11 protein-coding genes and 1 riboswitch are annotated in these 14808 nt (G+C 44.6%); of the genes, 6 read left to right on the plus strand and 5 right to left on the minus strand.

Annotated elements, in window-relative coordinates:
- Positions 1-43: 43 nt before the first annotated feature.
- The gene (locus EKG38_RS03655) at positions 44-667 is read right to left on the minus strand and encodes a glutathione S-transferase family protein (protein ID WP_126518813.1); all 624 of its coding nucleotides are present in this window, start codon (positions 665-667) and stop codon (positions 44-46) included.
- A gap of 486 nt (positions 668-1153) precedes the next feature.
- Here EKG38_RS03655 and EKG38_RS03660 point away from each other — a divergent pair, with 486 nt between their 5' ends.
- The 4 genes from EKG38_RS03660 to EKG38_RS03675 all read left to right on the plus strand — a co-directional run bounded on the left by EKG38_RS03660 (position 1154) and on the right by EKG38_RS03675 (position 6533).
- Entirely contained in the window at positions 1154-2383 is a 1230-nt protein-coding gene (locus EKG38_RS03660; RefSeq protein ID WP_126518815.1) for an NRAMP family divalent metal transporter, read from the plus strand.
- Positions 2384-2394: 11 nt separating this feature from the next.
- Entirely contained in the window at positions 2395-3786 is a 1392-nt protein-coding gene (locus EKG38_RS03665) for a serine hydrolase domain-containing protein (protein WP_126518817.1), read from the plus strand.
- A gap of 85 nt (positions 3787-3871) precedes the next feature.
- On the plus strand, positions 3872-4336 hold the full coding sequence (locus EKG38_RS03670; protein WP_126518819.1) for a YehS family protein: 465 nt from the start codon (positions 3872-3874) through the stop codon (positions 4334-4336).
- Between the two features lie 508 nt (positions 4337-4844).
- Positions 4845-6533: an NAD-dependent malic enzyme gene (locus tag EKG38_RS03675; RefSeq protein ID WP_126518821.1), complete on the plus strand. Its 1689-nt coding sequence runs from the start codon at positions 4845-4847 to the stop codon at positions 6531-6533.
- Positions 6534-7099: 566 nt separating this feature from the next.
- Here the strand turns inward: EKG38_RS03675 and EKG38_RS03680 are convergent.
- The 3 genes from EKG38_RS03680 to EKG38_RS03690 all read right to left on the minus strand — a co-directional run bounded on the left by EKG38_RS03680 (position 7100) and on the right by EKG38_RS03690 (position 10059).
- Positions 7100-8641, minus strand: a complete 1542-nt coding sequence (locus tag EKG38_RS03680; protein WP_126518823.1) for a KAP family P-loop NTPase fold protein — start codon at positions 8639-8641, stop codon at positions 7100-7102.
- 410 nt (positions 8642-9051) lie between these two features.
- The gene (locus EKG38_RS03685) at positions 9052-9489 is read right to left on the minus strand and encodes a DUF3069 domain-containing protein (RefSeq protein WP_126518825.1); all 438 of its coding nucleotides are present in this window, start codon (positions 9487-9489) and stop codon (positions 9052-9054) included.
- Positions 9490-9582: 93 nt separating this feature from the next.
- A complete protein-coding gene (locus EKG38_RS03690) occupies positions 9583-10059 on the minus strand; it encodes a phosphatase PAP2 family protein (protein WP_439332637.1) in 477 nt (158 codons plus the stop codon).
- A 312-nt stretch (positions 10060-10371) separates the two neighbouring features.
- On the opposite strand from EKG38_RS03690, the gene EKG38_RS03695 reads away from it, so the two are divergent.
- Positions 10372-12276, plus strand: a complete 1905-nt coding sequence (locus EKG38_RS03695) for a GGDEF domain-containing protein (RefSeq protein WP_126518828.1) — start codon at positions 10372-10374, stop codon at positions 12274-12276.
- Between the two features lie 5 nt (positions 12277-12281).
- Here the strand turns inward: EKG38_RS03695 and EKG38_RS03700 are convergent, their stop codons facing one another.
- Positions 12282-13088, minus strand: coding sequence for a substrate-binding periplasmic protein (locus EKG38_RS03700; RefSeq protein ID WP_126518830.1), 807 nt, complete (start codon positions 13086-13088; stop codon positions 12282-12284).
- Positions 13089-13555: 467 nt separating this feature from the next.
- A riboswitch (purine riboswitch) is annotated at positions 13556-13655 on the plus strand.
- Between the two features lie 98 nt (positions 13656-13753).
- Between EKG38_RS03700 and add the strand changes: the two genes are divergently transcribed.
- Positions 13754-14749, plus strand: a complete 996-nt coding sequence (gene add / locus EKG38_RS03705; protein WP_126518832.1) for an adenosine deaminase — start codon at positions 13754-13756, stop codon at positions 14747-14749.
- Positions 14750-14808: the final 59 nt, after the last annotated feature.

Raw genomic sequence — 14808 nt, forward strand, 5'->3', positions numbered from 1 at the left:
GCATCTAAGTAGATGCTTTTTTTGTTTGCAATTAACCTGCTTTTTATTCGGCTCCAGCCATCTCTTTTTCGAGAGCTTTAGCCATCGCGGGCCTGGCTGTGATGCGATCGCGATAGGCGGCAAGTTTTGGCGGGATATCCTGCTCGAAACGTGTCGCCCATAACAGGGTATGAGCTAATAATATGTCTGCCGCAGAGAAGCTATCTCCTAACAGATAATCACTGTCTGGCAGCCAATTCTCTGCGATACCTGCCGCCTTATCAAACTCCCATTTAGCCACAGGTAAGATGCTGCTCTGACGCAGATTTTCGGGCAAGGCAAACTTATGTTTCCCCATAGTCCAGAGGGGCTGCTCTAATTCGCAGATAATAAAGCTCACCCACCTATGGTGTAGGGCAGAGAGATCGCTTCCTGCCTCAGGTAGCAGTTTCCTGTCGCCATACTTTTCCGCTAGGTGTAAAACGATAGCTGCCGACTCGGTAATAACCAGTTCATCATCAATCAGTGCCGGCACTTTACCGCATGGATTCACCGCGAGAAAATCCGCGCTTCGGCTATCCCCTTTGGCGAAATTAATGAAGTGATACTGCCAATCTATCCCAAGTTCTTCCAGCGTCCAGGACACTCGCAATGAACGGCTACGGGGAACACCATACAACTTTATCATGACACACTCCTTTGATCTTAATATCAAAAATGGCTTCTATTAAAAGCAACGTTCTATTTAAAGCAAAAAGAACGGCCTTTGGAAGACCGCATTTACATTCTCTTACCTTTTAATCATGAGAAGCCTTCCCACTGCTTTTATCCATTTCGACTCGATATATTAAAGATGAAGCGAGTCAATATCGTAGCCAGCCTCGGCAAACCGTTTAACAGGAAGGAGTTTAAGGACCTCCTTATCAAGCATCTCCCCCAATAAACAAGATTCTCACAAGGTTACCATTGGTTTAACAACAGCATCTTGTTAATCTAATTAATTCGCTTACTGAACATTTTCTGAGCCTAGTGAACTCAGGATATTAGAACAATGGATGATAAAAATGGATTTTAGACACCGGAAAAATAACACCACCGCCAATGAAACTGAATCAAATGGTTCCTCATGGAAAAGCTAGCCGATAACCCAGTTATACACTCAAAAAAACACCCGATGATGTCATTTAGAATGGCCTTGAAAGCATTGGGACCAGGCCTATTAATGGCCGCCGCTGCCATTGGCGCTTCGCACCTGGTCGCTTCGACAAGAGCCGGCGCAGAGTTTGGCTGGCAACTTGCGTGGTTAATACTTGCAGTCAACCTTCTCAAATATCCATTCTTTGCCGCTGGTGCCCGCTATACCGCGGCCACCAATGAGAGTCTACTCCATGGTTACTTAAAGCAAGGCAGAGGCTATCTACTCCTGTTTACCGGACTCAACACCATAGCTGCAATTGCCAGCACGGCAGGGGTAACGATGTTAACGGCAGCCATGTTGACACTTTTTATTCCGCTATCTATCGATATATTGGCGTTCATCGTCTTAATCTCCAGCTTAGTATTGCTCATTTTCGGCCACTACGCGCTACTCGATAAGCTCACTAAAGTGATCATGTTTTTTCTGACTATCACCACCTTGATTGCTGTCGCCTTAGCACTGAATGCGCCCTCTATCGTGAGTCCAGAATTTATATCTCCCTCCCCTTGGCAATGGGGGTATATCGGCTTTTTAGTTGCCATGATGGGTTGGATGCCAGCACCGATAGAGGTCAGTTCATGGAACTCTCTATGGTTATTGGAAAAACAGAAAAGCCAAACTGTCACCAAAGAGCAGGCCATCTTCGACTTTAACTTTGGCTACCTGATCACGGCCCTGCTTGCCATCGTATTTTTAGCCTTGGGCTCTTTAGTCATGCATGGCAGCGGTGAACACTTCTCATCATCGGGGGTTAAATTTGCGAGCCAACTTATCACCTTATACAGCCAGGTACTGGGCGATGAAACCCGCTACCTGATAGGAGCCGTTGCGCTTTTATGTATATTCAGTACCACAGTGACCGTTATCGATGGCTATAGCCGAACCCTGAATATGGGTTGGCAGCTACTGACTAATAAACGTGACTCACAAAAACGACTGACTTGGGTCATGCTAACCATCAGTGCGCTTGGGCTGGCCATAGTACTATTCTTTAAAGGGGCATTATTGCCACTGCTGGAGTTTGTCATGATATTGGCTTTCATGACCACAGTAGTGTTTGCCTGGTTAAACTATAAATTGATGACCAGTTCAGCCCTACCGGAATCAGACCGCTATGGCTTGAAGATGAAGTCTCTTTCATTATTCGGTTTGCTATATTTAGTAAGCTTCGCCGGATTGTTTATTTATTGGATGGCAACAAAGTAAGGAAGTAAAAAATGAAGTTAAGGATCAACTTAATTGCTTTGAGCCGGAGTGTAATATTGCTTGGTTTGTTAACCGCTCCAGCCCATGCCGATTTTCCACCGCCCGGGGATAACTCATCCGCTGAAAACTCCCAGAGCGAACAAGCCGGGTCACAAAAAATCGAAGCCTTGCAGAATCTTCCGCTCGAAAGTCGAGTCAGGGAGGCTATCGACAATTCGTTGCAACCCTTTAGCGGCAGCATCCTCTTGACGGAGGGGGGGAAGTCCTTACTTAGCATGCATAAAGGTAGAGGGATCAACAGACAATCCAGTTTTGTTATTGCCTCTCTCTCCAAACAGATCACCGCCACCTTAATACTGCAAGCCGTCGATGCCGGAAAACTACAGCTTGACCGCTCTCTTAACAGCTATCGATTCCAGAATGAAACACTGGTAGATAGTGAAGCGGGCTGGGAGCAAGAGCAAGAAAATGAGCAGCCTACAGGTTTTAATGCAAAGTTTGAGACTCGGCCCGAAACTGAGCCAGAGTCAGAAACTGAAGAGGGAAAAATATCCCAAGTCGATGAAGATGGGTCAGCGGACAGCTCCACTGAGGCTCCCCAAAGCCAGGCTAAAACGACTAATCCAGAGCTCCTCTATGGCACCTCGATGCAAACATCCCAAGAGCAACCTAGGTTCAACCCTAACCGGTTTGATGAGAGGATCACCCTTCATCACCTCCTGAGCCACACATCGGGTATCGATCAACTGGGCAAACCAAATCGTTTCGAGCCAGGTACTCAATTTCAATATTCAAACTATGGCTATAGCATCTTAGGAGAACTCCTTGAGCAGGTAAATCAACAACCTCTACCCCAGCAGATAGCCGATTTTAAACTGGCATATAGATTAGGCGGACTCTATGCAGAAGTAGGTGATATCGATGATATACGCCAACGTGCCCCCGCCCTCGCCATCGGTTTAACAGAGACCGCAAACGGGTTAACCCAATCGGACCTGACAATCACCGCGTCTTTAATTCCAGCTGGCGGGATAATCTCAACCACCAAAGCCTTCTCAGACTTTCAGATAAAACTGCATGGGGGTAAATTTATCAGCCCGAAAAGCTATCAGTTAATGACGACTCCTCACACCGAGATAGACTTCCTCTGGTCAGATATGAGCTACGGATACGGCCTACGCTTAAACTTTGATGATAACCTTACAGAATATAGCCATACCGGCTACCTCTCAGGCTATATGTCTATGACACTCTACTATCCGCAATTTAATTTAGGCTTAGTGATGTTAGAAAACATCTCACTGAACCTAAACTCTCTCGACAGGGTATTTGAGCTGCATAACCAGATTCGGGCAATCATCAGAAGCAGGTTAATATCGACGCAGATTCAAGATGTTAAATAAATCAAAGGATCAACGTTAAATTCGGCTATAATAGCAATCACAAGATCCCGCAGACGCGGAATCATCGAGATAAAGAAAAAACATCATGATTAACAACGATATTTTACGCCGCTTACGTTTCGTGTTCGATTACCAGAACGCCAAGATGATCAAGATCTTCGGTAAGGTAAATCACGAAGTATCTCAAGAGCAACTGCTCGACATGCTTAAGAAAGAATCTGAAGAGGGTTACCAGCCGTGTAACGATAAGACCATGTGTCTTTTCCTCGATGGTTTGATTATCGAGAAGCGTGGCCTGAAAGAGGGCGCTGAAATTCCTGAGCCGGTATCGCAAGTCAATAACAACCTTATCTTTAAAAAGCTAAGAGTAGCACTCGAGATGCGTGAAGATGACATCATCGGCACCTTAACTTTGGCAGAGTTTAACATGTCAAAATCTGAGTTAGGTGCGCTATTCAGAAAGCCGGGTCATAAACACTTCAAAGAGTGTGGCGATCAGGTATTGCGTAACTTCTTGACCGGTTTATCGCTGAAGTATCGCGGTAAGTAGGTCTGGTACCTAAGTTAAAACATAAGCACAGCTCAGGCTGTGCTTTTTTGTGGCTGATGATACCAGTTGCATTAAATAATTAACCAATTCAGAGCCCCTCAGGGTTTTCAATTCAAGGCGCATTGATGAGAAAATGGTTACTCCTTTTTAAGGAAGCCTGAGGGGGCTCACTTAGTGCGACTGATGTTTAAAGCAGAGGGCAAAGCCCTTTATGCTGCACTGGATGCTTTCGATATACGACTAAATGGATTTAGGAGGTAGAGCAACGCAGGAGCTTGTTGCCGAGAATAACTATTAGCTTCAATCATCCTACTTGCCTACAGGGCCTTGAATTCTCGCTGAATGGTCAGATACTTAATGCAATTGGTATTAGCGCGTTTTAAACAGATAAGAGAAAAATAATCGAAAATCAGCCTGCGAAAACAGAACAAAGATCACACTTTGTGTTAGTCTTTCCAAGCATAGAAAACAGCATCCTAAATAACTAAAAACATCATAAAGGTTACCCATGGACGATCACAAACGCCCGCTCTACCTTCCATTCGCAGGTCCAGCTATTCTCGAAGCCCCTTTGATCAACAAGGGCAGCGCATTCACCGACGAAGAACGAGTTTTTTTCAACCTGGAAGGCCTGCTTCCCCATGTGATTGAAACCATCGAGGAGCAAGCCTCTCGAGCCTATGACCAATACACTAATTTCACTAACGATCTCGACAAACATATCTATCTGAGAAATATCCAAGACACCAACGAGACTCTCTACTATCGTCTGGTTCAGAATCATATCACCGAGATGATGCCGATCATCTATACCCCTACTGTGGGGATGGCCTGTGAACGTTTCTCAAAAAACTATCGTCGTAACCGTGGCCTGTTTATCTCCTACCCAAATAAAGATCGCATCGATGATCTTTTAAATAACTCTACCCGTCAGAAAGTAAAAATTATTGTGGTCACCGACGGTGAGCGTATTCTGGGTCTGGGAGACCAAGGTATCGGTGGTATGGGGATCCCGATTGGTAAGCTATCACTCTACACCAGCTGTGGTGGCATCAGTCCCGCCTATACCCTACCCATCACACTCGATGTCGGAACCGATAACCCTAATCTGCTAGAAGATCCTATGTACATGGGCTGGCGCCATCAGCGCATCGGTGGCGAAGAATATAACGAGTTTGTCGAAGCCTTTATGCAGGCGGTACATCGCCGCTGGCCCGATGCTTTGATTCAATTTGAAGATTTTGCACAAAAAAATGCCATGCCACTGCTGGAGCGATATAAAGATCAATATTGCTGCTTCAACGATGATGTTCAAGGTACGGCGGCTGTCACCGTTGGTTCACTATTGGCGGCCTGTAAAGCGGCAAAAACTAAGCTAAGTGATCAACGCGTCACCTTCCTCGGCGCAGGCTCTGCCGGTTGCGGTATTGCCGAAGCCATAGTGGCACAAATGATCGCTGAAGGGCTCAGCGAACAACAGGCACGCACACAAATCTTTATGGTCGACCGCTGGGGCTTACTGCAGAATAATATGCCGACTCTGTTGCCATTTCAGCAAAAGCTGGCGCAGAAATGTGATGATATTGAAAACTGGGATAATTTCAGTGAAAACATCTCACTGCTGGATGTCGTCAACAACGCTAAACCAACCGTATTAATTGGCGTATCAGGCGCACCCGGCGTATTCAGTGAGGAGATAATCAAGGCGATGCATAGCCATTGTCCTCGCCCAATCGTCTTCCCGCTATCTAACCCAACGAGCCGCGTCGAAGCCACACCGAAAGATCTCCTGCACTGGACTAAGGGTCAGGCACTCGTTGCAACGGGTAGCCCATTCGAGCCCGTCGTCGTGGAAGATGAAACCTTTGAAATTGCCCAGTGTAATAACAGCTATATCTTCCCGGGCATAGGTCTGGGAGTCTTAGCCGCCGGAGCCAAACGAGTCAGCAATGAGATGCTGATGGCATCGAGTCGTGCGTTAGCCGAGTGTTCACCACTTGCACTCAATGGCGAAGGCCCACTGCTACCACCGCTGGAAGAGATCCACAAGGTAAGTAAACATATCGCCCTTGCCGTAGGTAAGGTTGCCATCGAGCAAGGACACGCCCTCCCCTGTACCGATGAGCTACTCGAGCAGTCTATCGAAGACAACTTCTGGACCGCAGAGTATCGACGTTATAAGAGAACGTCGTTCTAACTCTTTCGAGGTTCGAGTTACAGGCGTTATTGCAGGAGTGAGACATTATCTATGTAGGAGCGGCTTTAGCCGCGAATATTTTGGAGCTTCGAGCTTCGAGCTTCGAGAAAGATTAAAGCTACCAGGTAATATCGGTAGCTTTTTTTTGCCCGAATAAACCAAGAATATTCTTAACTAGCAGCAGGCTCTCATCGGTATAGAGCTATTTCCAGAAGCTCTAAGCTTCAATGATACTTATCGCTTTCCGCGGTGGGATCACCCAAACTTCGTTTGGAGTAAAGTCGTGGTACTCCGTACCACACCGGGCAAGGAGGACTGCTCGTCCTTATCCTCCTTGCATCCACCTATGACGCCCCAGCGAAGTTACATGCATTGAGTACGGGCCGAAGTCCGTTTTCAAAATAACTAACGTTTCCGATGGGGCGTCCATGCCCCCCGAAAACTAGCCCGACATCCATGTCGGTCTCACGCTATTTTCTTCAACACACTTCGGCAACTTCCAACGGGGAATAATGTACCTGGAGGCACAATGGTTAAACACAAAGAGTTGATAACTGAGAGTGATATTAGGCATCAAAAGAGGTGGCTAGTTCTACCCAGTTTTTATAATCACTTTTTGATTGCTCTAAGCTAGCTAATTCAACGCCTACAACATTTTGAACATGCGCAGATTTATTTCCGGGACCTGAAACAGTGTTAGTAATCTCATCGTAGTGATTTATATTTCTGCTACTGTGTAGTGTTTCGAGTTGAATAGATAATAACGCGCAATAGTTCATCGAGTGCTTCCCGTCTTCAAAACGAATTGAATAGCCCCTATCTCCTCTAGATACTACGCCATTCTTGATATGCTTAGAAATACTCAACTTTAATTCAATTGACTTCCCGAAGTCTTCTTTACGCATAATTGCTTGAATAATCCTAGGAACATAACAATAATCATCCATTCCTTTCGGATGTTTTTCATCCATAATATTTTGATAGTAATCAAAATATCTGTCATGAATAATCATTAGGGAGCATAGGAGTAAGATATCGATTTTTTTGGTTTCGAGAGTAAATATCACAGCCTTAACCTTATCGATTAGCTGTTCTGTTTCACGTAGAGGTAAAGAAAAAACGTCAGTTATGGAACCAATTAAGTAAGCCAGATACCCAATGTCATTATCAATTGATGGCCAAACGAGTTCACTGAGACTCCCGAGTTGTGCCTCAGTTAAATTGGCTAGTTTGTTCTGAATAAAGTCTACTCTTGGTTGCTCTTGCAACGTGCAGCGTCTTTGAAAGAATCGGCCTAAATATACATTTGCATTAAACCCATTTCCGTAAACAGCCTTTACGGCATGCTGAAGCTGTTCAGTATCCGTAGCAACGACAAAGATGACGTTAGGCATATCGAAAAAGTGCTTAATAACTTCAAGCATTTCTACTGCATAAGATGGACGGCACCTATCAAGCTCATCAATGAATATAAATGTTGGATTACTTTTCTCCGAACTACTAAGAGTGTCACTGATAAATGCAGTTATCGCTTTCTTAAAATCCTCGATACTTTTCAATTTTGCACTGTGATCTTTAATAATTGCAGCGACCAACTTGCCTGAAGCATCTGCAAAGTCTTTGCTCTCAAATAGGTTATCCTCTTCGCTTTCATCTATAACCTTATCTACATCTATACCACTGAGCTTCTTAACTACTGCCTTAGTGACTTCGGGAGTTGCTTGCTTACAAAACCCCCAAACTTTACTGCCAATATCCAATATTTTTTGTTCAACGTTATCCTGAGATTGATTACGGAGCTGTGAAATTATAGAGCTCACAACAGCTAACATGGGATCATTCGAAAAATCCTGTTTCCAAGCATCAATATAAACTGTTGGATGCCATTCATTTATAGAATCTTGCCAGCGTTTGAGGAAATAGGTTTTACCCGTTCCCCAACCAGAGTTTAGATTTAGCACATACCCTTTCGATGCTTCACCTACAAGAAAATTAGTAAGGAAGTTAGCATATCTCGCTCGCCCTAACTTATCAGAGCTAAATTCAGTACCACATTCTAGAGTGACCGAATCTTCCCAAGTAAACTTGTAGGTTCTATTATTTGGCATTCTATTATCCAGTTATCGTAGGCCACTAAAAAATATCACATTTATAACTAACTGAACATGTTGATTATTCGATAACAAACCTTAATCGAAGAGATAAACACCCAGGTGTAAACGCGGCAGTGACCTTCGGTTTCAGGGATGAAACCGCAGAGCGGCCAGGGATGGCTTCACAGCGTGTCACTGAAGTGTTTGCACATAAGCCCACGGCAGGTGATTAATTAAAATTGGACTTAGGTAGACAATAACCAAGATAAATACGAATAAAGTAAAATGAACCAATAAGAAAATATTAATCAGACTTGTTATTCGACAAGTCGCCAAGTAAAAGCAAGATACAAAAAAGGCCATGGTTTCCCATAGCCTCAATCAGCACCCTGTAAAAGGATTAACACCTCATACTAGGGAGATGATTACTTTCCGTCGATTACCGCACGAATGCTGTTAAGCAGGGCTCTGTCGGTACGGGATTTCTTCAGTTTCTTGGCGCTCTCTTTCAGTGACTCATCGGAGATACGGGCAAAGATACCGTTGTATTCCTTTTCGTCGATGGCCTCATCGCTGTCGGCCATATCAGAGATATCTTGAGCGACACGGCTCAACTGCAACCAGGCATTGGCGATATAGAAACCGTGAAAGTCTTCCCTTGGCAACAAGGCTTGTGCGCTCTTTGGCAGCGCTTCCCAACCTTTAGCAAACTTCTCATCATTGTCTTCGAGCAGTTCGTTACACAGATTGGCATAGGCCTCCATCAGGTTTTCAGGAAGCTGTTCCATAGGAATAACGGTGTTACATACGTTCAGTGAAACTTGCTCTACGCGCGCTTTATATTCAACAGAAATATCAGTCATAGTTAACTCGGTATCGTTTAAAATTATTCGTTTATGTACCCGACTCTGCATCGTCGAATACGGGTCAAATGCCAACCCTTGCCAGCATCTCCTTTAGAACTTTCCACTCACATACAGGCCGTAATTCCCATTCCCTGCAATTGGGGTAATGCTGATGCCTTTATAAGGGTCGGTAAAATACAAACCGGATAGTACGCCGATGGCGGCACCGACAAGTACATCTTCTACATGGTGTTGATCGCTGGCAACACGGGTGTAGCCAACATAAGCGGCTCCGACATAAGCGGGGATTGCCCACTCCCAACCATAGCGCTGCTGTACAAATGTCGCGGCGGCGAAGGTATCGGCGGTGTGGCCAGAGGGAAATGAGTCCATATCGGAACCATCGGGACGCTCTTTGTCTATCGCATATTTTAGCCCTTCGACAGCAATACGAGAAACCACACCCGTCTTGATAAGTTGCCAGCTCCCCTCAAAGTCATCTTCATAGACTAATGTCGCACCAAAAGTGGCGGCAGGGAGCAACAGGTGCAATATATCCCCGGACTTTTCCAGATTCGATTTCGCCATTGCCGGCCCACACATTAACAACAATATGCTCGCAAAAACTAATCTCACAACAGCAACTCACTCATGTTCGGTTAATTGAAGCGTGCATTTATACCTTCAGACCATCTCAAATGCAAAAGTCTATTAACCATAACACCGGCCAATAACACAAAAGTATACAGCTGCCTATATGTAGGTGTAGTATTACTCGACATAAAACTCATTGATTAAAACCTAATTGATGGTTAATGCATGCAATAAAAATATGCGAATGGGGAAACTCATATGCTAAGGTTAAATGATGAATAAGATCAAAGGCATTAGTTAAATAAAATGAAAAAACGATGGCTGAATAGAGTTTATTTTTTGCTGATGAATATCGGCCTCTGTTCTGCGCTTTTTTCACCCTCTTTGCTCGCCATTGAACAAACCAGTGTCGATGATATTCTGACCGAGATAGAGAGCGGTATGGTGATAGAGCCTGCCGAGTTAACCCGAAAGCTTGAGTATCTTAAAACACAAATATCCCCCGACGACACTCCCCATTACCTTAGATTACAAAGTGCGCTTTGCTGGAATCATGATCCTGCCGATGAGAAACAAAGAGCCCTGGCTATCGAGCTTGCTAATACTTATTTAGCATCTAACAAGATCAAACATGCTCCTGAAATCCTTACCGATATCAAGCTTTGTCGCGCCTGGTTCTATCAACAGCAAGGGCGTGTCGAGCTGGCATTGGAGGAATTCAACCAGGTCGTAGGAGATGCCTATCAACTTGAGTCCACTAAGCTTATCGCCGATGCACGCAGTGTCCGTGGAGCCATGTACTCATTTCAGGGCAATTTTGCCCTGGCATTAGAAGATCTCATCACGGCTCAACATCTTTATGACAGCCTGAAACTGGAATTTTGGGCCCTCTATAATCTGACAGAATTGGCGACCAGCTACCGAAGATTTGGCGATCCTCAGACCGCGATAAAATATTACCAGCAGCTGGAAACAAAATTTATCGAACTCGGAAATATGAATTCGGCAACCGGCATATTGACACAGATGGCCATAGCGCTAGAAGAGCTGGGTGAATATGAGCAAGCACTGGATAAATATCAAAGAGCTCACAAGTATTGGACAGAACAGGGAAGCGTGAGTGGTTCGAGTACTGTTGCCGTCAATATATCGGGTACATTACTCAAGTTAAACCGAATGGCTGAAGCAAAGGCCTACCTGACGGAAGCGAGTCACTCTATTAAACCGGATGACGAAGCCTTCTACAGTTTTATGAAACTATTCGAAGCTCAAGTCCATCTGATGCAAGGGGCCCCCGCACAAGCCTTGATTGCACTAGATGACGCTAAAGCCGCATTTTCTCGAGTCAAAAACACTCGTGGGATGGCGCAACTACTGCTCTTAGAAAGCCAGACCTATAGTACTCAACAGGATTGGAAACAAGCCTTTAGTTCCTTGGAACAGTATCTTGTATTGCATAATGAACTGGATGCAAAGCTGCAATCTAACCGTACGACAGAGATGCGTACACGTTTTAACACCAAACGAATTGAAACTGAAAATGAACGCTTAGTTGAATACCAGCGAATTAAAGAACATGAATTAAAAATCGTAAAGCAGAATAAACAGCTTGAATATGCGGTGCTGATTCTGGCATTTATTATCATATTAATTATCTCGTTCTTTGCCTTCAAGCAGGCCCAGAAATCGAAGCTACTGGAAGTGCTGGCTATGACCGATCATCTGACTCAGCTGCCAAACCGCAGGCATACCTATGCCACAGGTGAAAAGCTATTTTCAGTTAAGCCCCCATCTCTGGCAATAATCCTCTTCGATGCGGATAATTTTAAATCAGTCAATGATAACTACGGCCATGATATTGGCGATAAAGCCCTGAGAGAACTAGCCAAAATAAGCAGTGCTCATATGAGAAAAAATGACTTGGTTGGCCGGGTCGGTGGTGAAGAGTTTTTAATTATTTTACCAGAGACCACACTCAATCAAGCCACCGAGATAGCACAGAGACTCGTCAACTCTATCGCCAAATCAGACTTGAGTGATATTGCAGCTAACTTTGGTATAACAATCAGCGCAGGCATTGCCGCTCAGGAGAAGGATAAGAGTTTCTCAGAGCTGCTTCAACGTGCCGATAGTGCACTGTATCAGGCAAAGTCCGAGGGAAAAAACTGCGCCGTCAGCAATACAGGTTCAAACAAAACTGAGACAAACTAGAGAGTTCACCGTTCTCGCCAGATGATTTTTACCTCTCCAGGCTCGCTCAGCTCGCCAAACCATTGATGGTAAAGTTCGCTATACAAGCCTGACTCTCTGTAACTGATTAACGCGTCTCTCCACCTCGTAATAACCGAATCACTGGTACCTTTTGAAAAAGCCAGGTAAAGATCGATTTCAGACAACAGAAATACGGGTTTGACCCTCTCAGGTTTGATACCTATCTCAGAGAGCAGGCTAGTCACCGCGATATCGGCCTGACACCAGAACCGCACCCGCCCACGCATCAATTGTTTAGCGTTTTGCAGGGGAAAGCTGGCGATCAACAACTGATCCACTCCCGCCCGCCTTAACACACCCTCTCCCAAAGAACCGCGATATGCACCAATTAATCCGGCTCTCTTCACCTCCTCTATTGAATTTATCTCTATGGTATCTTCGGCTTTGGTGTAGAGAGAGATATTGCTTGTTAGAATTGGGCCAACAAAATCAAATTGCTTTCGACGCTCTTCATCGACAGAGGTGGCGAATAACATGACATTCGGCGTTGAGCTTGCTATAGAGAAGCCTCTCGCCCAGGGGAGAACCTCGACCGGATAATGGGTCCCCATTGAAACTTGTAACTGATTAACCAGCTCGACGGCAAATCCTTTGGCTATGCCATTATCTTCATATGAAACAGGCGCCCAAGGTTCTGTAATTAACCTTAATTGCGCTTCATCTTGTTCGGCAACAGCCCTGCTCCCAAAGAGATAATGACCCATAAGAAATGAGCACAGAATAAACGCAACAAAATGGCCAAAACACCTCATAAAACTCCATAAGAAAACAAGACGACTCAGATACCTGACTTAAGCGCCAGGCTAAATACTATCAGAGCAAACACAACTCAATGAGTAACGAGTATGTTAGCCAGCGCAGACTCGCTCACCACAGTAAGTTTAACCTAAACTCAAACCTAAGCGATTCCAACCTGATCGATAAAATTAACTAAAACAAAAACAGTCGGTAGTTCGCCCTCAACAATCCGCTCTCAATGCTAAACCCAAGTACTCCAGGTTACCGGGATAAAAAACGCTAATAGTGACAGGCTGTGAGCAAGATATTGGTGGTTCAGTAACTGGGAAGTATTAAAGTGAGAATAAGGTAATTTTTAAACTAGTATTGGCGGCTAAAATAAGCAGGTACTTGATATTAAGAGTTATAAGAAAGACAAAAATGAAAATTTTTGAATGATTTTGTAAATCTAATATATTGCGACACTTTTATCATAATGTTAACCTAGGCCCTCGAATAGCTTCGTATAATCCCAATGATACGGTTTGGGAGTTTCTACCAAGAACCACAAATTCTTGATTATGAAGTCTGTAACTTTATGCACTATCCAAAATATGTACTATCTCTATAGGTAGAATTATTTAATTCAATATATAGATAGTGTTCCTATTTAGGTACTATCCAATAAAGGTAGAGACTCATGAATTATTTTAACCTGCCCAAGATCGATCTACATTGTCACTTAGACGGCAGCGTTCGCCCGCAAACCATTATCGAACTGGCTCAAGAGCAAAACATTTCACTGCCAAGCAAAGATATCAATGAAATCAATTCGCTAATGATAGCTCCAGAGACATGCCAAAACCTTGAAGAGTACCTTTTGCGTTTCGACCTGCCCCTGTCCGTAATGCAAACAGAAGCAGGGATTGAGCGGATATCATTTGAGCTTTTCGAGGATGCAGCCAAGGAAAATGTAAAGTACTTCGAGGTCCGTTTCGGTCCACAGCTACATCAGCAACAGGGATTAAGCTTCAAGCAGATCATCGGCAGTGCCGTCAAAGGGATGCAGCGCGCCGAAGCTCAATTTAATATCAAGGGCAATTATATCCTCTCTATCTTAAGAACCTTTCCAAAAGATAACATTAATGCCGTTATCGATGCCGGTGCAGAGTTCCTGAATGAAGGGGTTGTTGCCTTCGACCTTGCCGGTGCTGAGCTTCCGGGCTTCTGCCACGACGTTATCCCCTACGCGAAATATGCCAAAGAGAAGGGCTATCGCATCACCATTCACGCCGGTGAACAGGGCGTTGGCCAAAATGTGCATGATGCCGTGTCACTACTTCATGCCGAACGCATCGGTCATGGTATCCATATCACAGGGCATCAAGAGGCTTACGACTTAGTAAAGGATAAAAACATCGGCTTAGAGACCTGCCCGAGCAGTAACATCCAAACCAAAGCGGTGAATATCTTAAGCGAGCACCCGATTCATGACTTCCACCAAGATGAACTGCCAATCACCATCAATACGGATAATCGCACCGTATCGAACACCACGATGACAGATGAGGTGCGCAAGGTGATGGAGGAGTTCAATCTGACTCGTGAAGATTACTTCAAGATCTACAGAAACAGTGTCGAGCAGGCGTTCGCGTCCGATGAGGTCAAACAGTATCTTATGCAGTTCGCCGAGTAGCGATTAACGTCACAGCCGGATAAGCAAATTAAGGGGGAATCGATAAACGATTCCCCTTT

The organism is Shewanella canadensis (assembly GCF_003966225.1).
GTDB classification, from domain to species: domain Bacteria; phylum Pseudomonadota; class Gammaproteobacteria; order Enterobacterales; family Shewanellaceae; genus Shewanella; species Shewanella canadensis.

Bases quoted from the DNA above. Each gene is read 5' to 3' on its own strand.
- EKG38_RS03655 (WP_126518813.1), bottom strand. From the start codon at position 667: ATGATAAAGTTGTATGGTGTTCCCCGTAGCCGTTCATTGCGAGTGTCC.
- EKG38_RS03660 (WP_126518815.1), top strand. From the start codon at position 1,154: ATGATGTCATTTAGAATGGCCTTGAAAGCATTGGGACCAGGCCTATTA.
- EKG38_RS03665 (WP_126518817.1), top strand. From the start codon at position 2,395: ATGAAGTTAAGGATCAACTTAATTGCTTTGAGCCGGAGTGTAATATTG.
- EKG38_RS03670 (WP_126518819.1), top strand. From the start codon at position 3,872: ATGATTAACAACGATATTTTACGCCGCTTACGTTTCGTGTTCGATTAC.
- EKG38_RS03675 (WP_126518821.1), top strand. From the start codon at position 4,845: ATGGACGATCACAAACGCCCGCTCTACCTTCCATTCGCAGGTCCAGCT.
- EKG38_RS03680 (WP_126518823.1), bottom strand. From the start codon at position 8,641: ATGCCAAATAATAGAACCTACAAGTTTACTTGGGAAGATTCGGTCACT.
- EKG38_RS03685 (WP_126518825.1), bottom strand. From the start codon at position 9,489: ATGACTGATATTTCTGTTGAATATAAAGCGCGCGTAGAGCAAGTTTCA.
- EKG38_RS03690 (WP_439332637.1), bottom strand. From the start codon at position 10,059: ATGGCGAAATCGAATCTGGAAAAGTCCGGGGATATATTGCACCTGTTG.
- EKG38_RS03695 (WP_126518828.1), top strand. From the start codon at position 10,372: ATGAAAAAACGATGGCTGAATAGAGTTTATTTTTTGCTGATGAATATC.
- EKG38_RS03700 (WP_126518830.1), bottom strand. From the start codon at position 13,088: ATGAGGTGTTTTGGCCATTTTGTTGCGTTTATTCTGTGCTCATTTCTT.
- add (WP_126518832.1), top strand. From the start codon at position 13,754: ATGAATTATTTTAACCTGCCCAAGATCGATCTACATTGTCACTTAGAC.